The organism is Amycolatopsis sp. lyj-23, from assembly GCF_046549135.1.
In the GTDB taxonomy this organism is placed as follows: domain Bacteria; phylum Actinomycetota; class Actinomycetes; order Mycobacteriales; family Pseudonocardiaceae; genus Amycolatopsis.
On sequence record NZ_JAJPWN010000021.1, the window covers coordinates 230624 to 248498 of the forward strand.

Here is a 17875-nt window from a genome sequence, read left to right on the forward strand (position 1 = left end):
GCGTTCCGGGGCGGGGTTGTTCCGCGATGGGATGGCTGAACAACGAGCTGTCCATGGTGGGAGTACTGATCAGAAAGTCCTTTCGGGCACGCCGCCGAAGGGCGGCGTCGGGAGTGCGAGCGGCGGGGCCGGGCCGCGGGCAGGTCGCCCAGCGATGTGCCCGGGCGCGGGCTTCAGCGCGGCCGCGGTCCGGTGAGTGGGGCTTTCGGGTCCGACGGCATGTCGGTGCTCCCGTCCCCGGCCGCTGGCAGCAACGAATTGGGGCCGAGGACGGCGCAGGTTCGACCACTTGCGCGCGAAATGCTCTCGGACAACACCCAGCGTACACGACGGCCGCGCTGGGTGTGTTAAGACTGGGTTCTAGCAAAGGGGCCCTCGTGGACCAGCTCAGTCTCGGCGTCGTCGCGCGTTCCCGCAAGGAGAACGAACGGCGGCTGCCGATCCACCCGCACCACCTCGACCGGATCGACGCCGATCTCCGGGAACGCATCTACCTCGAACACGGCTACGGCGAACCTTTCGGGGTGCCCGACGAACACCTGGCGCGCGCGGTCGCGGGCCTGCGCACGCGCGAGCAGCTCATCGCCGAGTGCGATGTGGTCCTGTTGGCCAAACCGCTGCGGGAGGACGTCGCGGAACTCCGGGAAGGCCAGGTGCTGTGGGGCTGGCCGCACTGCGTGCAGGACGCCGAACTGACCCAGCTGGCCATCGACCGGCGGCTGACCGTGATCGCGTTCGAAGCCATGAACCACTGGCGGCGTGACGGCTCGTTCGGGCTGCACGTCTTCCACAAGAACAACGAACTGGCCGGCTACTGCTCGGTCCTGCACGCCCTGCAGCTGATCGGCTCGACCGGCGACTACGGCCGCCGCTTGCGGGCGGTGGTGATCGGCTTCGGCGCGACCGCGCGCGGCGCGGTGACCGCGCTGAACGCCCACGGAGTCCACGACGTCGAAGTCCTCACCGCCCGCGGCCTCAGCGCGGTCGGCTCACCGATCCATTCCGCGACGATGGTCCACTTCGACCACGACAAGAACCACCCGGGCGACCCTCGCCGCAGCCGCGCACACACCGCCCACGGCCGGGTGCCGCTGGCCGGGTTCCTCGCCGAGCACGACATCGTCGTCAACTGCGTGCTCCAGGACACCGACGCACCGCTGACCTTCCTCATCGAGGACGACCTCGCGGCGTTCACCCCCGGCAGCCTCATCGTCGACGTCTCCTGTGACGAAGGCATGGGCTTCAGCTGGGCGCGGCCCACCACGTTCACCCGGCCGACCTTCCCGGTCGGCCACGGCGTCACCTACTACGCCGTCGACCACAGTCCCTCCTACCTGTGGAACTCGGCGACCTGGGAAATCAGCGAAGCGCTGCTGCCGCACCTGCGGACAGTCCTTTCCGGACAGTCCAATTGGGAGGAAACCGAAACGGTGGGACGGGCCGTCGAGATCCAGGACGGCACGATCCGCAACCCCGCGATCCTCTCTTTCCAGCAGCGCGCCACGGAATACCCGCACACGCCGCGGCTCAAGGCACCGGAACTGTCCACCTGAGACAGGTGCCGCCGCCGGCCGGGCGTTCGAGCCGCAACGACCCGCCCGCCTCCGCGGCCCGCTGCTCGAGGTTGCGCAGACCGCTGCGCGCCACGGCTTCCGGCATCCCGATCCCGGTGTCGGAAACCTCGACGACCAGCTCCTCGTCCAGGGACACGGTGACCGCCAGCTCCGCCGCACGCGCGTGCCGCAGGACGTTGCTGACCGCTTCGCGCACCACCGCCTCGGTGTGTTCGGCCAGCCAGGCGGGCACCCGGTCGAACGCTCCCGACAGCCGGACCGTCGTGTGGATGGCGGAGTCGGCGCAGCCGTCGGTGATCGCGTTCTGCAGGCGCGCCCGCAGGCCACGACCCGCTCCCGGCCGGCCGTGCAGGGCGAAGATCGCGCTGCGGATCTCTTCGATGACGTCCTGGAGCTGGTCGAGGTGCTGGGTGAGCCGGGTGGTGACCGCGGGCGAGTCGGTTCGGCGGCGGGTGCCCTCGATGCCCATGCCGACGGCGAACAGCCGCTGGATGACGTGGTCGTGCAGGTCGCGGGCGATCCGGTCCCGGTCCACCGCCACGTCCAGCTCGCGGCGGGTGGCCTGGCTTTCGGCGTCCCGCAGCGCCAGCGCGGCCTGGTCGGCGAAGGCGGACACGAGCTGGAGTTCGTGCTCGTCGAAACCCGGTGCGCCGGAAGCGCGGATCGCCAGGAGCACGCCCGCGGTGGACTCGCCGGAGCGCAACCGCACCGCCAGCGCCGGCCCGAGGTCCGCACCCAGGCCGTAGGCCAGGTTCGGCACGCTGCGCGGGACGTGATCGCGCAGGACCGCGCCGGAGGTCGACCCGTCGAGCGGGATCCGGCGACCGGTCAGCTCCTCGGCGTCGGGGCCGGCGCACACCGTGACGACCAGTGCCTCAGCGGGCGGCACGGGCAGGGCGATGAGCGCGTCCACGGCGCCGGTGAGTTCGGCGGCCCGGTTCGCGACCAGGCGCAGCACCGTGTGGACGTCGGTGCCGCCGAGGAGTTCGGCGGAGATCTCCCCGGTCGCTTCCAGCCACCGCTGCCTGCTCCGGCTCTCCTCGTAGAGCCGCGCGTTGTCCACGGCGATCCCGGCCGCAGCCGCCAGCGCGACGATCGCCCGTTCGTCGTCGGCGGTGAAGGGCTGCTCGCCGCCGAGGCACAGCCGGCCGAGGACCGCGCCCCGGACCACGAGCGGGACGTCGAGGACTGCCGGCATCGGCGGGAGGCGGCGCGAGGTGGCGTCGTCGACGCCCGTGGCGGTGAACCCGGTGGTCCGGCCGTCCTCGTCGAGCAGGGTCAGCGCGCCGCAGCGGGCGCCGACCAGGCCGGCGGCGGCGGTGACGATCCGGTGCAGCGTGGTCTCGAGCTCCAGACCGGCGGAGAAGGCGAGCACAGCCGCCGGCAGCGCGTCCATCCGGTCCCGGCCCGACGTCGTTTCCTCGGGCATGCCACCACAGTGGCACGGCGGTGCGGCCCGTGGCGGGTTCCGGGGGAACCGAACCACGTTCGCAACCGATGTCCTTCGCCCGGCCACGGGTGCCGTTCGGCCCTTGGCCCGCGCCGGAGCCCGGCGGACGGTGGGGACAGCCAGGATTCCAGGAGTTCGGAGCCGTCCATGAAGACCGGTGTCATGCCCGTCGGGCACCTCAGTGCGAGCCAGATGCGATCCGTGCTCCTCGCGGCCACGGCTCCGCCGCCGCTGCGCCGCGGGCGGCCGTGGCGGTTCCAGTGCACGCCGGACGCCGTCGAGCTGTACGCGGATTCGCTCTCCACCGGTACCGACAGCGACCAGCGGGAACGCATGCTGGACTGCGGGGCCGCTCTGCTGAACCTCCGGCTGGCGATCAAGGCGCAGAGCAGCCACGCCGATACACGCCTGTTCCCCACCGCGGACCGGCCCGACCTGCTCGCCGTCGTGCGGCCGAACGGCTACGAGACGATCGCGCCGGAAGACGGGGAACTCGTGTCGGCCATCGCCGGACGGCAGAGCAACCGGCGCCCGTTCACCGCCGCCGTCGTCCCCGACGCGGTGCAGCGGCAGCTCCGGCGGGCGGCCGAAGTGGAACGCGCCTGGCTGGCCACCATCACCGACGACCAGGTGCCCCAGCTGCGCGACATCATGCACCGCACCGAAGTCCCGCCGGCGACACCCGGTCCCGGTGGCGGAAGCGACCTCGACGTCGAGCCCGGCAGGCTGGTCGTGGTGATCGGCTCGCCGCACGACACCGCTCTCGGCCGGCTCCAGGCCGGTCAGGCCCTGCAGCGGGTTCTGCTCACGGCCACCGCCGCAGGGCTTTCGGCGGCGCTCTCCTCGCAGGTGATGGCCGTACCGGCGGCCCGGCGCGAACTGCGGCAGCTGCTCGGCGGCGGGCTCTGGCCGCAGGTCATGCTGCGGCTCGGCCACGGCACCGCCGTTGCGTCCCCCACGCAGACACAGCTCGAAGACGTCGTGATCAGCGACGAGCACCCGTTCGGCCGTTAACCGCCCGGCCGCCGTTGCGCGCCGTGGATCCCGGTGACCAGAACCGCCGCCTGGGACCGGCGCTCCAGCCCGAGCTTCGCCAGCAGCCGGGAAACGTAGTTCTTCACGGTCTTCTCGGCCAGGAACATCCGCTCGGCGATCTGCCGGTTCGTCAGGCTCTCCCCGAGCAGGTCCAGCAGCACCAGTTCCTGCTCGCTCAACCCCGCCAGCGGACCCGGTTCCCCGGTCTTCGCGCGCAGCTCGGCCACCAGCGCGGTGACCGCCCGGCCGTCCAGCAGGGTCTCACCCGACCCCACCCGGCGAATGGCGTCGACCAGCTGCAGCCCCTTCACGTCCTTGATCACATAGCCCTCGGCGCCGGCCAGAACCGCGTCGACCATCGAATCCGCGTCGGTGAAGGAGGTCAGCATCAGGCACCGCAGGCCGGGCAGTAGCGCACGCAGGTCGCGGCACAACTGCACGCCGTTGCCGTCGGGGAGCCGGACGTCCAGCACTGCCACGTCGGGGCGCAGCGCGGGCACCCTGGCCAGGGCTTCGGCCACCGACGACGCCTGCCCGACGACGCTCAGGCCGGGTTCGTCCCCGACGAGTTCGGCGACGCCGCGCCGCACGAGTTCGTGGTCGTCGACCAGGAAGACCGTGATGACGGGCAGAGCGTGCTGCGGGCTGTCATCCACCACTCCAGGCTACGCCCGCCACGCCGAACGGCACCCGAACAGAGGTCCCGCGACTCTAGGGCGCGTGGCGCGGGCGGACCACGGTGGAGGAATGACACAGATCCAGCACCGGCCCGATCACCACCTCAAGACGGCCGTCGCCGACGAGCTCGCCTGGACCCCCAGTGTCAATGCCGAAGGAATCGCGGTGAGCGTCGACGGCGGTGCCGCGACGCTGGCCGGACACGTCGGCACCTATCCCGAGAAGCAAGCGGCCCTGCGCGCCGCGACGCGGGTGCACGGCGTGACCACGACCGTGGACCGGATCCTCGTCCGGCACGGCCACGCGATTCCGGCCGACGTGGACCTCGCCCGTGAAGCCATGGCCGTGTTCGACCGCCGCACGGTTCTCGTGCCGAAGAACTCGGTGCAGGTCGACGTGCGCGACCAGGTGATCACCCTGCGCGGCTCGGTGGACTGGCACCACGAGCGCGAAGCCGCCCGCCGGGCGGTGGCCGCACTCCCCGGGGTCAGCGGCGTGCGGAACCTGATCACGTTGCGGCCGCGCCGGGAGTCACCGCGGCCGAGACCAAAGCACGGATCCTCGCGGCGCTGGCCCGGCACGCGCCCGGGTCCGCCCAGCACGTCGAGGTCGCCATCGACGACGGCCAGGTCACCCTGACCGGCGCCGTCCCCACCCCGGCCGAACGCCGGTCGGCCGAGCAGACCGCGTGGTTCGCCCCCGGCGTGACCGCGGTCGACAACCAGGTGCAGCTCACCGGCTGAGCCTCCGCCCCGGCACGAGCCGCGACCTCTGGAGCACCATGAACGTTTTCGTGGTCATCGTCATCGCCGCCGCGTTGCTGCTTCTCCTGGCGTCCGCGGTGCGGATCGTCAAGCAGTACGAACAGGGGTCCTGTTCCGGCTCGGCCGGGTGGTGGGCGTGCGCGAGCCGGGGCTGCGGCTGATCGTCCCGGCCGTGGACGTGCCGCGCCGGGTCGCGCTGCAGCTGCGCAGCCTGCAGAGCCTGGTGGAGATCGGCGTGGACAAGAACACCACCGTCGTGTTCCCCGCCCCGCTGATGAGCACCATCGGCGAACTCGGCTCGTTCCTGGCCCGCGAAAGCGCCGCCGCGGCCCAGCCGAAACCGGCCGCCACCGCCGCGATCGTGCCGCCGCCCGCGGCCGTGAACGGCACCAGGGCCGACGAGCGCTGACCGCGGCCGGCCCCCGGGACTCCGCAGTGTTCTGTGCGAAAAGGACAGAGCACTGTGGACCCGGGCCGCGCACCGGATCCGTGAGGAGACATCATGACCACCGCCACCCCGCCGGTACGAGTCCTGCTCCCGGACGGCGAAGCCGCCTGGGTGCGCAAGCTGGAAGCCGGCGACGCCGCCGCGGTCCTCGCCCTGCGGACCCGGCTTTCCGGGCGCGATCGGCACGTGCGGTTCTTCGGCCTCGGCGTGGCCGGGCTGGCCGAGCTCTCGACGCAGCTGTCCCACAGCTCCGGCGTCGGGCACACCGCCGTGGGCTGCTTCGTGCACTCCCGGCTGGCCGGTGTCGCCCGCTACGACATCCTGGCCGACCCGGCCGAAGCCGCGGTCGCGCTGGTCGTCGACGGCCGTGGCCCGGCCCTCGGCGTGGCGGCCTTGCTGCTCGAACAGCTCGTCGTCTCGGCGGAACACGAAGGCGTGCGGATGCTCGTCGCCGACACCGACGCGGAGAACGCGAAAATGCTCGGCGTTTTCGCGGCGCTGGGCATTCCGTTCCGGCCGGGACTGCAGCGCGAACAGCCCGCTGCCGCGGAACGAAACACCCCTCCTCCGGAGTAGAATCGATGTTGTCGAGAGCATTTCGCACGCCGGTGATCGAGCCCGCGTCGTTCTCGGCCCCCAAGTCCGGCTGGTGCCCTCCGGCCGGGGACGAGAGCATCGGCATGAAGTCGGTCCCGCACACCACCCACGCCATGCGCTTCGCGCAAGCGGCCGAAGAACTTCGCCACCACGCGCCGCGGCTGCGGCTGAAGCCGGAAGCACCCACCACCGGCTGGGTCGACGGCGCCTGGTGGCCCCGCTCCCTGGACCTGACCGCCGAACTGCCGTCGCTGCTCCCGGCACTGACCGCCCGGCTGGGCTGGATCGAACGGGTCACCTACCACCTCGCGGCCTGGCCGCCCACCCCACGCCGGCTGCGTTCCGGCGACGGGCACGGCGACGTCCGGCTCGAAGGCTTCCGGTCGCCGCACGCCGCCACCCTGACCGTGATCGGCCCGCGGCACCGGCTGACGCTGCTGGTGATCCCGCCGGATGCCGATCCGGACCTCGCGCACCACGCGCTGCTGACCGCGGCGCGCCGGGGCAACGACGACACCGTCGACACGCTGCTCGGCGCCCTTGACGAGGACACAGCGGTGCAGCGCTGGGAGGTCGAAGGCGGCCGGATTCCCGCCCAAGCGGGGCCTGCCGGCGGATAGCCGTCCTCAGTTCGCTCCGCCGCCCGATCCGGGCGGCGGGCGTCGAGGCGTGCGTGCAGCCGCGCCCGGATCTTGTCCGGGGCGCAGGCCCGCCGCCGTCGTTCCTGGCGCGCGATCACCACCCCGGTCGCGCCGAGCTTGCCGCCGGCGACCTGTCAGTCCACTGTGGACGTCACCGCGGCACCTCGGTCGGCAGGCGGGGTTCGCGGTGCAGCAGTTCGAGCGCGTCGGTGTCGGCGACCTCCGGGAACTTCCGGTAGCTGTTGCGGACCGCGTGCAGCCAGGGCAGCGGGTTCAGGCAGACGAACTGGTCGACCTCGCGGGCGAGCCGGTCGAGAACCGGTGCCTGCGCGACCGGGACCGCGAGCACGATCCGGCGCACCTGGCGGGCGCGCAGGACGCGGATCGCCGTGTGCGCGGTCGTGCCGGTGGCGGCGCCGTCGTCGGCGAGTACCACCGTCGGGCCCGCGATCGGCACCGGCGCGACGTCGCGCCGGTAGACGGCGACCTGCCTGGCCAGACTGCCCCGCGCCTGGTCGGCGAGCCGGGTGAGCTCGTCCGCCGAGATGTCGAATCGGCGGATGGCGCCGTGGTCCCAGACGACCAGGCCGCCCTCCCCGACGGCACCGAGCAGCACCGGTGGCGGTCCGGCGGCCTCGATCCGGGCGGTGAGCAGGATGTCCAGCGGCGCCCCGAGGACGTCGGCGATCTCGGCGGCGACCACAAGGCCGCCCTCGGACAGGCCGAGGACCACGGCGCGGTCGCCGCGCAGCGGGCGCAGGCGGAGGGCCAGTCGTTCGCCCGCCTCCCGGCGATCACGGAACCGCATGGGCACTCCTGCCGTCGGGAGCCAGTCGGCCGTCCCCCAGCATGACCGCACCGCGTCCGCGGGCGGGAGGACCGTTTGTCACCACCAGTGGACCGATCGGCACTTTCATCCGAAAGTCCACAAAGGACCTCTCAGCGCGGGCGGCTCACCGTCGAGGGCGCCAGCACGACCGCGGGCGCGAGGGTGCGATCGACCAGGGCACGGGCCACGTCGCTGAGCCGGCGGTTGTTCCGCCGGGCATAGCCGCGCAAGGCCGTGAACGCCGCGTCCATGCTCAGCTGCCCGCTGACGGCGAGCACGCCCTTGGCCTGCTCGATGATCACCCGGCTGTTCAACGCGGTCTGCAGCTGCTCGGAGAGGAGCTCGCCCTGGCGGAACGCGCGTTCGTGGAGGATGCCGATGGTCGCGGTGTCGGCCAGCCCCTGGGCCAGTGCCACGTCGTCGGCCGACAGCTCACCCGGGGAGTGCCCGAAGAGGTTCAGCGCGCCGATCGTCTGCCGGCGCAGCCGCATCGGTATCGCGTGCACCGACGCGAACCCGTCCCTGGCCGCCTCGGCCGCGAACCGCGGCCACCGTGCCGCCTGTGCGGCGATGTCGGCCACCAGGACCGGGGTGCTGGTGGTGAAGCACTCGACGCACGGGCCCTCGTCGATGTCGAGCTGGAACAGCTCCAGCAGCCGTGCCTGTTCGGTGGACGACGCCAGCACCTGCAGCCCGCCCCGCTCGTCGGCCAGGGTCAGGCCGGCCGCCGCGACGTCGAGCAGCTCCACGCACTGCAACACCAGCGTGTGCAGCAGGTCCGCGACGTCGTAATCGTCGACCAGCGTGTCCGCGAGTGCCACGAACGCCCGCGTCACCTGTCGTTCACGGTCGGGCATGCCCACCATCTCCTGAATCGTCAGCTGCCTTCATGGTGATCCTCACCGGAACTCCTCGTCCAATCGCAGCCGCCCGCCGACGATGTCGGCCGCGACTTCCCGCAGCGAACGCCCGTGGCCGAACGCGTAGGCGCGCAACCGGGCCAGCGCGGCCGAGGCGGGCAGGTTCAGGTGCGCGATCAGCATCCCGGTCGCCTGGTGCACCTCCCGGAACCGCGTCCCCGCGCCCTCCATCCAGCGCCCGTCACCGTCGAGCCAGCGCTCGCCCCCGTCCCGCAGCCCCGACAAGGCGAGTGCGGCGATGTCGGCGACCTGCAACGCCGTCGACAGCTCGGCGGCATCGAGCGAGCCCGGTGTCGAGCGGTAGGTGTCGAGGGTCGCCACGCGGACCGCCCCGATCTGCACCGGGAACGTGAACAACGCGGCCACCGGCTGCGCCGCGGCCTCCGCGGCGAACACCGGCCACGCCGGCGGCGGCCCGGCGGCCAGATCGGGCACCAGAACCGGCCCGCCCGAGGTCTGGGCCTCGAAACACGGTCCTTCACCGAGGGAAAACTGCAGCTCCGCCAGCGCCGTACTCACCGCGTCACTGGCGTAGACGATCTCGCGGTGCCCGGCGCCGGCCACCACCGACACCGCCGCTCCGTTGACCGGCAGCAGGCGCACGCACGCCCGGCAGACCCGGCCGACGACGTCGACCCCGCTGCCGGGCCCAGGTTCACCCAGGGCGGCCAGCACGCTCGCGCGCAGGTCCTCGACCTCAGCCACCGCGAACCCACCACCGGCGAGCTCCGCGTTCCGGCATCCGGTTCCTTCCGGGTCGGTGTTCGTGATCGCCACACCAACACGGACACCGAGCCCGGATCAGCACCGCTGCCGCGGCTGCGTGCACCGAGCGTACCCGGCCGGATGCCCTGATGGCTTCACGTGGTCAAGGACGTCGCGGGATCGCTGCCGGCATGCCTTGCCCCGGCGAGAATGTCCTCGGCACCGGCCGTGGTGTCCGGGTCAGCAGCCGTCCGCAGGGCGGCGTTGGCGTCGTCGCGTGCGGTGTCCGGCGCCACGACGAGCAGGATCAGGCGCCGCTGCTGCGTGCCGATGAGCGCGAGAGTGTCCGCCTGCATGGAATGGAACCCTTCCAGCCGGACGACACGGCCGTCCACCACGAGCTTGCGGTGGGCGATCTCCCAGCCGTCGCCCAGCGGATAGCTGATCCGCTCGACGTTGCCCACCTGGTCGCGCACCGCCGCGAGGACGCCGGGGAACTCGACGCGGGCGTCGCGGGACCGCGGCCACCACGCGCCGTCGACGTACCCGCCGCCGGTGGCGGGTTTCAGCTGCAGGCGGACCTCGTCACCAACGGTGGTCACGACCGGCTCCGGTCCGGGGTCTCGGTGAGCAGACCGCGCTCCAGCCTGCCGAACCCGCGGGGTGCCGCGGAGTAGCCGGGGTTGAGCTTGCGAGCCAGGCGTTCCGGCTTGGGCCAGCGGACATCGGTGGCCCAGCCGACCTTTTCGAACAGCCAGATCAGGCGCGCGGACATGTCGAGCTGGCCGCGGCGGACGCCGTGGCGGGCGCCGGTCGGGTCGGCGTGGTGGGAGTTGTGCCACGACTCGCCCATGGACGCGATGGCCAGCGGCCAGAAGTTGGCGGACTTGTCGCGGGCGGCGTAGGGCCGGTCACCGATCAGGTGGCACAGGGAGTTCACCGACCAGGTGACGTGGTGCAGCACGGCCACCCGGACGAGGCTCGCCCAGAAAAACGCGGTCAGCGCGCCCCACCAGGACATCGTCACCAGCCCGCCGAGCACGGCCGGGGCCAGCAGGGTGATCACGGTCAGCGTGGGGAACCAGCGGTCGATCCGGGCGATGTCGCGGTCGGCGAGCAAGTCGGGGGCGAACCGCTGCGCGTTGGTCTTCTCGCGGTCGAACAGCCAGCCCATGTGGGCGTGCCAGAAACCTTTGGCGAGCGCGGCGGCCGAAGTGCCGTAACGCCACGGGGAATGCGGATCGCCCTCGCGGTCGGCGAAGGCGTGGTGGCGGCGGTGGTCGGCGACCCAGCCGATCACCGGGCCCTGCATGGCCATGCTGCCGGTGGCGGCGAGGGCGATCCGCAGGCCGCGGTTCGCCTTGAAGGCGCCGTGGGTGAAGTAGCGGTGGAAGCCGATGGTGACTCCCAGGCCGGTCAGGAAGTAGAACCCGATGGCCAGGGCGACGTCGGTCCAGCCGAGGCCCCAGCCCCACGCGAACGGCACCGCGGCGGCCAGCGCCAGCAGCGGCACGACCGCGAACAGCTTGACCAGGAAGGTTTCGGTGCGGGACTTTTCGCCCGCGAGCATCGGCTCCGCGATGTTGGGTGGCCGTTGCAGCGTCTGTGTCATATCGATCGCTCTTTTCCGTGACGTATCCGGCCGCCAGGGTCCGGGGCGATCAAATTCCGGGTAGCCCGCTGACGGCGGCCTAAACCGGGGGATGGTGGAGGTTGCCGGGACGTCCTGCCCGCTGCATGAGCGGAGCAACCAATATCTACAACGCACGAGCCGCCGGAATCGTTCCCGTACAGGTGCCCTTTCGGAGGCCGACCGGCCCGGGCCCATCCGGCACGCCATCGGCGGCCCTCTAGCGTGGCGGTCATGGAACACCCCGAACCCGACGCCCGAACGCTCGAGCGCGCCCTCAGCGCGTACGTGCGGGCGGTGGCGGCCGCGGTCGGTGTCCCGGCCGAAGGCACCACGGTGGAGATCAGCGACACCGCCACCGCCTACCTCGGGCTGCCGCGGCGGTGGCCCGGCCGGCCCGGCCACGACGTCATGCTGGTCTGGAACGAACGCCGGGGGTGGTCCCTCGCGGTGGAAGCCGACCCCGGTGCGGCCGCGGTCGTCCTCGCGCACCACGGCGACGACCTCGTCCCCGCCCCGGACGCGGTGGCCCGGTTCGTCGCCGACACCGCCGCCGGCCGTCCCCACGGCCAGGCGTCGGCCGGACCGGCTGCGGACGTGTCCCGCCGGGTGCTGGCCGAGCGGCTGCGGCCCTACCTCGGCGACGCCCCGAACGGCTGACCGCGGGCCGGCTCCCGTGGTTCTTCACCGGCCCGCGGGGGCATCCGCCCGGCGGTATGCTCGGGAAACAGCGCCCAGACCCCGCTCTCACCCCGACCGGCCTCGTGCCCGGTCATCGCCAGGAGCAGGTTCTTCATGAATTCCCCCTCAGCACCACGCGCTGATCCGCAGAGCGGTCCCGGGGCTTCTCCGGTGCCGTACGGGCTCCGCGTCGCGGCCGCGGTCTCGTGGCGCCTCCTGGTCGTGGCGGCGGCCCTGACCGTCCTCGGCTTCGTGGCCACCCGGCTGGCCTCGGTGGTCGTCCCGGTCGCGGTGGCACTGCTGCTCGCCGGGCTGTTCTCGCCCGCCGTCACCTGGCTCGCGGCCAGGAGGGTCCCGCGCGCACTGGCCACCGCGATCGTGCTGATCGTGGGCATCGCGCTGGCCGGCGGGGTCGTGACGTTCGTCGTCATCACCGTCACCGTGGGCATGCCCGCGCTGATCGACCAGGTCACCGTGAGCCTGACCGACCTGCACACCTGGCTGCGCACCGGCCCTCTGCACCTGAGCCAGGGCCAGCTCGACCAAGCGCTCGGCAATCTGACCGCCATGCTCGGCCGGAACAAGTCCGTGATCGCCTCGGGCGCCCTCACCACCGCGGTCACCGTCGGGGAACTGCTCGCCGAAGCCCTGCTCACGGTGTTCTGCCTGATCTTCTTCCTCGCCCAGGGAAACCCGATCTGGGCGTTCCTCATCCGGGGTGTGCCCGCCCGCCTGCGGGAGCGCGTCGACATCGCCGGGCGCAGCGGGTTCACCACCCTGGCCCACTACGTCCGCGGCACCGCCGCCGTCGCGTTCGTCGACGCCGCCGGCATCGGCCTCGGCCTGGTGATCCTCGGGGTCCCCTTGGCGGCTCCGCTGAGCACGCTCGTCTTCCTCGGCGCGTTCATCCCCGTCATCGGCTCGGTGATCGCCGGCGGGATCGCCGTCCTCGTGGCCCTGGTGGCCAACGGCGTCTGGACGGCCGTCATCGTGCTCGCCGTCGTCGTCGGTGTGATGCAGGTGGAAAGCCATGTCCTGCAACCACTGCTGCTCGGGCGGGCCGTCCGGCTGCACCCCCTGGCCGTCGTTCTCGCCCTCGCCATCGGGCTCGTCACCGCCGGGATCGTCGGCGCCCTGCTGGCCGTCCCGCTGCTCGCCGTCTTCAGCTCGGGCGTGCGCAGCCTGACCACCCGGCCGGAGAACGACTCGCCTGCGGGAACCGCTCATCCTGCCGATCCGGACGACCGCGCCCCGGACCCGGCGACCGATGACGTGCACGCCGGGCCTGAGGTCTGTTGAGGACAGTCAGGAGCCGGCGGCTCGTCCGGTTCCACGAAACCTTGGTCATCCACACCTCGTGCGCGGCGAAAGGTTCCTTCGGCCCCCCAGCAGATGACGTGTGACCCTGGGCAGTCGTGGCCCGGACGAGCAAGGTGGTGGCTACCGGAACGCCACTTCGCGCTCATCCGGGCCGGCCGTCGAAGGGGACAACCACGCATGCTGATCCAGATCGGCACGGACCAGGCCGTGCACGGCGACGAGGCGCTGATCCGGCACTTCGAGGTGGAGCTCGCCACCAGGCTGTCGCGGTTCAGCGACCACATCACGCGGCTGGAAGCCCACTTCAGCGAGGAAACCGCCGACGACGGGCAGGACCGGTGCTGCGTGCTCGAAGCCCGGCCGGCCGGGCGGCGGACGGTGGCCGTCAGCCATCACGCGGGTTCGGTCGGCGAGGCGTGCCGGGGTGCGGTGCACAAACTCGAGAGGGTGCTCGAGAGCATGTACGGCCGGACGGATCACCGCAAGGGCGGGGACTCCATCCGGCACCAGGACGGGCACGCCGGCTCGTGACCGTCCTCAGCGGGCTCGGTGCGCCGCGCTCCGGGGATCTTCGCAACCGGGCCACCGGCCCGGCCGCGCAGCCCGGGAAACCGTTGCCGTTGCGGTCATCCGTCTCCTTCGATCGGCCACGCCACGGGGCTTCGCCCCTCGCCGGCGACGGTCCGGTTCCGGCCTCAAGCGCCGGAGCGCGGTGGGTGGGCGTCGAGGATGTCGGTGGCTCGCACCAGGCCGGCCGGTGCATCGGCGGCGGCCCCCTGCGGGCGGACGGGCACCCAGGTCGTGCTGGTGTGTTCGTCGCGCAGGCTGTGCCCGGTGACGGTCCCGAAATGCTCGCACCACACCGGGTCCGCGCGCGGCGACCCGGTCCGGCGCACGCGGCTGCGGTAGCGGACGAGCCAGCCGGGTGGGTAGGCACCGCCGTGGCGGGTATGCCAGTCGCGGTACGCGTGCCCGACCGGCGGCCGGTCGGTCTGTTCGTCGTCCACCGGCGCCGCCTTCGCTCACGGTGCACTCGGAGTGCACGTCATCGATCGCCGGGGACCGGGGCGCGGTCATCCAGCCTAGGCGGGAAAGCGCCGGGAGTGGTTCGCCCGGGCGAGTGGTTCTCCGGCCGGGTGGTCAGGCCGGCACGGGCGTAAGGTGGCGGTATCGCCCCGGACCTCGGCGTGTCCCTGGAGCCGGCCCGAAGCCGGAAGTTCGAGCGAGTCCCGGTTGCTCGTCGGTCCCGCGCCCGGATGATCAGCACCAGCAGAAGGAGATCCGGCATGTCGTCCCTCGATCTCGAAACCGGCGCTGCCGCCGCGGAAATCGGCGATCCGGCCGCGGCCGCCTGCGCGGTGTGCCCCCATTCCCCGGAATCGCATGATGTGATCGCGCACCGGTTCTGCACGGCAACGCAGGCGGGCGGGTTCCACCGCGGATGCGTGTGCACTGGTGCATCGGACGCCGCGGTGACCACGGCGATGCGGGTCGCGAAGTGACGGGCTCGTCATGAACGCCTTCGGGGAACCCGCAGGCCGGTTCGTCCGGCCGTCGTCGCGGAAGGAGCGCCGGTCATGACTTTTGCGCCGGACGACGCCGAGCAGTTCCAAGATGCGGGGCGCCGAGAGCGCCACTTCGCCGGTCACGGGGTCCGCGAGAACGAGTTCCTCCTCCACGCCGAAAGTGAGGGCGTCACCCTTCGGCGGCAAAAAGTCGCGCGTCCACGGCCTGGCTCCGTCCCTCGGTCGGACTGCCCAGCCTCGCCGGTCCGGCTCCGCCGGAGAAGGGCCGCTGGTCACCGATCGGGCAGCTTTCGGCCTTTCGCCGAGACGCGGGTGAAGGCTTATACTCTGGGGTACCGCGCCGGGAGGGCCGAGACCACGCGCTCGCGACGATCACCGATCGACAGCTGGCCGTGTTCCGTTCCGCGGAGGTCAGCGTAGGAGCTGATCGTGAACCACTCCGAACTCGGCGATGGTCTCGGACCACGCTTGGGTACCTCTGTTTCCCGGTCGCTGCTGCGGCTCAGGTCGATGCGCCGCGGAGACGTCCTCGTGCTCACCGCGGCCGGCGAAATCGACCTGTCCACCATCCCGGCCCTGAGTGAGTCGCTGGCCGACGCCATCGCTCAGCGGCCACCGATGCTCGTCGTGGACCTCGCTCCGACCACGTTCCTCGCCTGCTCCGGCCTGTCGGTCCTCCTCGCGGCACACCGCCTGACGGGTGATCGGACCCGCTTCGCCGTGGTCGCCGGCTCACGGGCCTCCTGGCGGCCGATCCACCTCACCGGCGTGGATCGGCTCCTGACCGTGCACCGCCACCTGGACGACGCGGTGGGCGGCGCCGCCCCGATGGTCGTGCGGACGGTCGTCGCGGATGCGACGATCCTGGTCACCGCCACCGGCGGGGCGCGGGCCGGTGCGGCCGCGGCGCTGACGGAAGCACTACGGCAGGCGGCCGAACTCTGCCGCGGCGTCGTCCTGGTCGACGTGTCGGCCTGCACGCTCCCGGCCGTGGACATCGTCGGCAGCGTGCGGGCCGCCTTCACCCGGGACGGCCGGGACCGGGGTGGCATCCGGGTCCTGACCGCCGACGAGGCCCTGAGGAAGGCGCTGGAGGCCGCGGGTATCGCCTGCTGCGTCCCAGCCGGGCCGGGCCGGTGACCGGGGCGGAGGACCACCACACCGCCGAACCTCCGTGGGTCCGCGGCGCCGAGGTCGGCGACGTGGATCGCATCCTCGAGATGGTGTACTTCCTCGCGCGCCGCACCGGCCGGTCGCCCGGTGCCGCCGCTCGGCTGTGCACCCGCCTGGTCCCCAAGCTGGTGGTCTCGTCCGGCGGCGCGGCGGGTTCCCCCGGTCACCGCCTGGCCGCGGCGCGGCGTGGCCGGGTCGCCGTGGCGACCGCCGTGCGGGCCCGGAGCCGTCGGTGCGACCCGGCGGTGTTCGCCGACGCCCTGGCCGACGCCGTGGCGCGGGACGAACTGGTGCTCCTGCCCCCTCGCCAGCGCTTCACCGTCTGGTCGGTGGCGGTCCGGCACCGGCCGATCGCCGAGGTCGCCGCGGAGACGGGCTGGTCCCGGTCCCAGGTCGTGCGCCTGCTCAACGCCGGGCTGGCCACCATCACCGAGTGGGGCCGGAAGTCCGTCCCGAGCGCTTGAGACGCCGGTCCGGCCTGGTTTGATCAGCGGCACGGCCGGGAATCCGGATCCGGTATCGAGTGGCCGCCCCAGTCCCCGGCGCCCGCAGGACTCGGGGAAGGACTCCCATGGACGTATCTTCGGTGAGCGAGGGCGCCGGCCTCCGGGCGACGTCACGCAACGACTTCGGCGCTCTCGGCCGCCTCGTGCGGCGTGAAGGCCTGCTTGACCGGCGCTACGGCTACTACGCGGTGAAGATCAGCCTGACCCTGCTGGCGTTCGCCGGCGGCTGTGCGGCGTTCGTGCTGCTGGGCGATTCGTGGTGGCAGCTGCTCACGGCGGTGTTCTTCGCGGTGATGTTCGCGCAGGTCGCGTTCCTCGGTCACGACGCCGGGCACAACCAGGTCTTCCGCACCGGGCGGGCCAACGACCGCGCCGGTTACGCGTTCGGCGGGATCGTCGGCATGAGCTACGGCTGGTGGATGGGCAAGCACACCCGCCACCACGCCAACCCCAACCACGAGGGCGACGATCCCGACATCGACATTCCCTTGCTGGCCTTCACCCGCGGGCAGACGGAGCACAAGAGCGGGTTCGTGCGCTGGACGTCGAAGCACCAGGCGGCGTTGTTCTTCCCGTTGCTGCTGCTGGAAGGCCTGAGCCTGCACTGGGCGGGCATCCAGGCGGTGTGGCGCGGGGAGGTCAAGACCCGGTGGCTCGAAGCGGTGCTGCTGTCCGCGCACGTCGTGGTGTACCTGGGGGCGGTGTTCGTGGTGTTGTCCCCGCCGGTCGCCTTGGCGTTCATCGCCGTGCACCAGGGACTGTGGGGCGTGTACATGGGCTGTTCGTTCGCGCCGGGGCACAAGGGCATGCCCACCTACACGGACAAGACCGAGCTCGATTTCCTGCGCAAGCAGGTGCTGAGCAGCCGCAACGTCCAAGGCCGCCGATGGGTGGACTTCGCGCTCGGAGGGCTGAACCACCAGATCGAGCACCACCTGTTCCCGAGCATGCCGCGGGCCAACCTGCGCCGCGCGCAGCCCCTGGTGCGCGCGTTCTGCGCCGAGCATGGGATCGACTACGCCCAGTGCGGGCTGCTGAAGACCTACCACTACGTCCTGCAGCACTTGCACGAGGTGAGCGCACCACTCCGCGTGGCGGGCGCACCTGCCCACTAGCCCGTGTGGAGGGTCCGCGCCGCGATTTGCGGGAGCGCCGGTGTCCGTCGAGCGTACGAGTATCGGGTTGCCTGGCCGAACCCGCGGTTGGCTCCGGTGACCAGGACGGTGCCGGCGGAGAGGTCCATCGAAAGCTCCTGGTGAACTGAGAAGCGTACTAGGGCCTGTATCGAAGTGGGTCAGAGCCATTCGTTGATGGCGGCGATGTGGATGATGGCTTCGTAGCGGGCGGCGAGTTTGTCATAGCGGGTGGCCACCCCGCGGTGGCGTTTGAGGCGGTTGA

23 protein-coding genes are annotated in these 17875 nt (G+C 72.1%); 15 read left to right on the plus strand and 8 right to left on the minus strand.

The window, feature by feature from the left end:
* Positions 1-377 precede the first annotated feature (377 nt).
* Positions 378-1553, plus strand: a complete 1176-nt coding sequence (locus ACLJPY_RS41820; protein ID WP_410596512.1) for a N(5)-(carboxyethyl)ornithine synthase — start codon at positions 378-380, stop codon at positions 1551-1553.
* Here ACLJPY_RS41820 and ACLJPY_RS41825 read toward each other — a convergent pair.
* Positions 1528-3003, minus strand: a complete 1476-nt coding sequence (locus ACLJPY_RS41825) for a GAF domain-containing protein (RefSeq protein ID WP_410596513.1) — start codon at positions 3001-3003, stop codon at positions 1528-1530. The two genes, ACLJPY_RS41820 and ACLJPY_RS41825, sit on opposite strands and share 26 nt — an antisense overlap.
* Positions 3004-3171: 168 nt before the next feature.
* On the opposite strand from ACLJPY_RS41825, the gene ACLJPY_RS41830 reads away from it, so the two are divergent.
* Positions 3172-4038, plus strand: coding sequence for a hypothetical protein (locus tag ACLJPY_RS41830; protein ID WP_410596514.1), 867 nt, complete (start codon positions 3172-3174; stop codon positions 4036-4038).
* On the opposite strand, the gene ACLJPY_RS41835 is transcribed toward ACLJPY_RS41830, so the two are convergent.
* Positions 4035-4715 carry a response regulator gene (locus ACLJPY_RS41835; protein WP_410596515.1) on the minus strand — a complete coding sequence of 227 codons (681 nt, stop codon included), beginning with the start codon at positions 4713-4715 and terminating at the stop codon, positions 4035-4037. The genes ACLJPY_RS41830 and ACLJPY_RS41835 overlap by 4 nt on opposite strands.
* Before the next feature lie 91 nt (positions 4716-4806).
* On the opposite strand from ACLJPY_RS41835, the gene ACLJPY_RS41840 reads away from it, so the two are divergent.
* The 6 genes from ACLJPY_RS41840 to ACLJPY_RS41865 all read left to right on the plus strand — a co-directional run bounded on the left by ACLJPY_RS41840 (position 4807) and on the right by ACLJPY_RS41865 (position 7166).
* A complete protein-coding gene (locus ACLJPY_RS41840) occupies positions 4807-5376 on the plus strand; it encodes a BON domain-containing protein (RefSeq protein ID WP_410596516.1) in 570 nt (189 codons plus the stop codon).
* A complete protein-coding gene (locus ACLJPY_RS41845; protein WP_410596546.1) occupies positions 5307-5480 on the plus strand; it encodes a BON domain-containing protein in 174 nt (57 codons plus the stop codon). The genes ACLJPY_RS41840 and ACLJPY_RS41845 overlap by 70 nt, the downstream gene beginning before the upstream one ends.
* A gap of 38 nt (positions 5481-5518) precedes the next feature.
* The gene (locus ACLJPY_RS41850) at positions 5519-5662 is read left to right on the plus strand and encodes a hypothetical protein (RefSeq protein ID WP_410596517.1); all 144 of its coding nucleotides are present in this window, start codon (positions 5519-5521) and stop codon (positions 5660-5662) included.
* Positions 5638-5910 carry a hypothetical protein gene (locus tag ACLJPY_RS41855; RefSeq protein ID WP_410596518.1) on the plus strand — a complete coding sequence of 91 codons (273 nt, stop codon included), beginning with the start codon at positions 5638-5640 and terminating at the stop codon, positions 5908-5910. The genes ACLJPY_RS41850 and ACLJPY_RS41855 overlap by 25 nt, the downstream gene beginning before the upstream one ends.
* Positions 5911-6003: 93 nt before the next feature.
* Positions 6004-6525 (plus strand): GNAT family N-acetyltransferase, encoded by a 522-nt coding sequence (locus ACLJPY_RS41860; protein ID WP_410596519.1) that lies wholly within the window; start codon positions 6004-6006, stop codon positions 6523-6525.
* A 5-nt stretch (positions 6526-6530) separates the two neighbouring features.
* A complete protein-coding gene (locus ACLJPY_RS41865) occupies positions 6531-7166 on the plus strand; it encodes a DUF5994 family protein (protein WP_410596520.1) in 636 nt (211 codons plus the stop codon).
* 172 nt (positions 7167-7338) lie between these two features.
* Here the strand turns inward: ACLJPY_RS41865 and ACLJPY_RS41870 are convergent, their stop codons facing one another.
* From ACLJPY_RS41870 to ACLJPY_RS41890, 5 genes are all read right to left on the minus strand, one after another.
* Complete coding sequence (locus ACLJPY_RS41870; RefSeq protein ID WP_410596521.1) at positions 7339-7995, minus strand: phosphoribosyltransferase; 657 nt, start codon at positions 7993-7995, stop codon at positions 7339-7341.
* A 131-nt stretch (positions 7996-8126) separates the two neighbouring features.
* Positions 8127-8873 carry an ANTAR domain-containing protein gene (locus ACLJPY_RS41875; protein WP_410596522.1) on the minus strand — a complete coding sequence of 249 codons (747 nt, stop codon included), beginning with the start codon at positions 8871-8873 and terminating at the stop codon, positions 8127-8129.
* 42 nt (positions 8874-8915) lie between these two features.
* Positions 8916-9641 carry a GAF domain-containing protein gene (locus tag ACLJPY_RS41880; protein WP_410596523.1) on the minus strand — a complete coding sequence of 242 codons (726 nt, stop codon included), beginning with the start codon at positions 9639-9641 and terminating at the stop codon, positions 8916-8918.
* Between the two features lie 155 nt (positions 9642-9796).
* Positions 9797-10243 carry a DUF5994 family protein gene (locus ACLJPY_RS41885; protein WP_410596524.1) on the minus strand — a complete coding sequence of 149 codons (447 nt, stop codon included), beginning with the start codon at positions 10241-10243 and terminating at the stop codon, positions 9797-9799.
* Positions 10240-11253 carry an acyl-CoA desaturase gene (locus ACLJPY_RS41890; RefSeq protein WP_410596525.1) on the minus strand — a complete coding sequence of 338 codons (1014 nt, stop codon included), beginning with the start codon at positions 11251-11253 and terminating at the stop codon, positions 10240-10242. The genes ACLJPY_RS41885 and ACLJPY_RS41890 overlap by 4 nt, the downstream gene beginning before the upstream one ends.
* A gap of 252 nt (positions 11254-11505) precedes the next feature.
* On the opposite strand from ACLJPY_RS41890, the gene ACLJPY_RS41895 reads away from it, so the two are divergent.
* From ACLJPY_RS41895 to ACLJPY_RS41905, 3 genes are all read left to right on the plus strand, one after another.
* Positions 11506-11931, plus strand: coding sequence for a DUF6292 family protein (locus ACLJPY_RS41895; RefSeq protein ID WP_410596526.1), 426 nt, complete (start codon positions 11506-11508; stop codon positions 11929-11931).
* A gap of 135 nt (positions 11932-12066) precedes the next feature.
* The gene (locus tag ACLJPY_RS41900) at positions 12067-13251 is read left to right on the plus strand and encodes an AI-2E family transporter (RefSeq protein ID WP_410596527.1); all 1185 of its coding nucleotides are present in this window, start codon (positions 12067-12069) and stop codon (positions 13249-13251) included.
* A gap of 198 nt (positions 13252-13449) precedes the next feature.
* The gene (locus tag ACLJPY_RS41905) at positions 13450-13803 is read left to right on the plus strand and encodes an HPF/RaiA family ribosome-associated protein (protein ID WP_410596528.1); all 354 of its coding nucleotides are present in this window, start codon (positions 13450-13452) and stop codon (positions 13801-13803) included.
* 164 nt (positions 13804-13967) lie between these two features.
* Here the strand turns inward: ACLJPY_RS41905 and ACLJPY_RS41910 are convergent, their stop codons facing one another.
* The gene (locus ACLJPY_RS41910; protein ID WP_410596529.1) at positions 13968-14279 is read right to left on the minus strand and encodes a hypothetical protein; all 312 of its coding nucleotides are present in this window, start codon (positions 14277-14279) and stop codon (positions 13968-13970) included.
* Between the two features lie 249 nt (positions 14280-14528).
* On the opposite strand from ACLJPY_RS41910, the gene ACLJPY_RS41915 reads away from it, so the two are divergent.
* From ACLJPY_RS41915 to ACLJPY_RS41930, 4 genes are all read left to right on the plus strand, one after another.
* Positions 14529-14774, plus strand: coding sequence for an RGCVC family protein (locus ACLJPY_RS41915; protein WP_410596530.1), 246 nt, complete (start codon positions 14529-14531; stop codon positions 14772-14774).
* Between the two features lie 453 nt (positions 14775-15227).
* The gene (locus ACLJPY_RS41920) at positions 15228-15938 is read left to right on the plus strand and encodes an STAS domain-containing protein (RefSeq protein ID WP_410596531.1); all 711 of its coding nucleotides are present in this window, start codon (positions 15228-15230) and stop codon (positions 15936-15938) included.
* Between the two features lie 62 nt (positions 15939-16000).
* Positions 16001-16435, plus strand: coding sequence for a hypothetical protein (locus tag ACLJPY_RS41925; protein ID WP_410596532.1), 435 nt, complete (start codon positions 16001-16003; stop codon positions 16433-16435).
* Positions 16436-16542: 107 nt separating this feature from the next.
* Positions 16543-17592 carry a fatty acid desaturase family protein gene (locus tag ACLJPY_RS41930; protein ID WP_410596533.1) on the plus strand — a complete coding sequence of 350 codons (1050 nt, stop codon included), beginning with the start codon at positions 16543-16545 and terminating at the stop codon, positions 17590-17592.
* Positions 17593-17875: the final 283 nt, after the last annotated feature.

What these genes read in the sequence shown, in the direction of transcription:
- ACLJPY_RS41825 (WP_410596513.1), bottom strand. Translation starts at nt 3,003, where the DNA reads ATGCCCGAGGAAACGACGTCGGGCCGGGACCGGATGGACGCGCTGCCG.
- ACLJPY_RS41830 (WP_410596514.1), top strand. Translation starts at nt 3,172, where the DNA reads ATGAAGACCGGTGTCATGCCCGTCGGGCACCTCAGTGCGAGCCAGATG.
- ACLJPY_RS41840 (WP_410596516.1), top strand. Translation starts at nt 4,807, where the DNA reads ATGACACAGATCCAGCACCGGCCCGATCACCACCTCAAGACGGCCGTC.
- ACLJPY_RS41850 (WP_410596517.1), top strand. Translation starts at nt 5,519, where the DNA reads ATGAACGTTTTCGTGGTCATCGTCATCGCCGCCGCGTTGCTGCTTCTC.
- ACLJPY_RS41860 (WP_410596519.1), top strand. Translation starts at nt 6,004, where the DNA reads ATGACCACCGCCACCCCGCCGGTACGAGTCCTGCTCCCGGACGGCGAA.
- ACLJPY_RS41865 (WP_410596520.1), top strand. Translation starts at nt 6,531, where the DNA reads ATGTTGTCGAGAGCATTTCGCACGCCGGTGATCGAGCCCGCGTCGTTC.
- ACLJPY_RS41870 (WP_410596521.1), bottom strand. Translation starts at nt 7,995, where the DNA reads ATGCGGTTCCGTGATCGCCGGGAGGCGGGCGAACGACTGGCCCTCCGC.
- ACLJPY_RS41875 (WP_410596522.1), bottom strand. Translation starts at nt 8,873, where the DNA reads ATGCCCGACCGTGAACGACAGGTGACGCGGGCGTTCGTGGCACTCGCG.
- ACLJPY_RS41890 (WP_410596525.1), bottom strand. Translation starts at nt 11,253, where the DNA reads ATGACACAGACGCTGCAACGGCCACCCAACATCGCGGAGCCGATGCTC.
- ACLJPY_RS41895 (WP_410596526.1), top strand. Translation starts at nt 11,506, where the DNA reads ATGGAACACCCCGAACCCGACGCCCGAACGCTCGAGCGCGCCCTCAGC.
- ACLJPY_RS41900 (WP_410596527.1), top strand. Translation starts at nt 12,067, where the DNA reads ATGAATTCCCCCTCAGCACCACGCGCTGATCCGCAGAGCGGTCCCGGG.
- ACLJPY_RS41905 (WP_410596528.1), top strand. Translation starts at nt 13,450, where the DNA reads ATGCTGATCCAGATCGGCACGGACCAGGCCGTGCACGGCGACGAGGCG.
- ACLJPY_RS41915 (WP_410596530.1), top strand. Translation starts at nt 14,529, where the DNA reads ATGATCAGCACCAGCAGAAGGAGATCCGGCATGTCGTCCCTCGATCTC.
- ACLJPY_RS41930 (WP_410596533.1), top strand. Translation starts at nt 16,543, where the DNA reads ATGGACGTATCTTCGGTGAGCGAGGGCGCCGGCCTCCGGGCGACGTCA.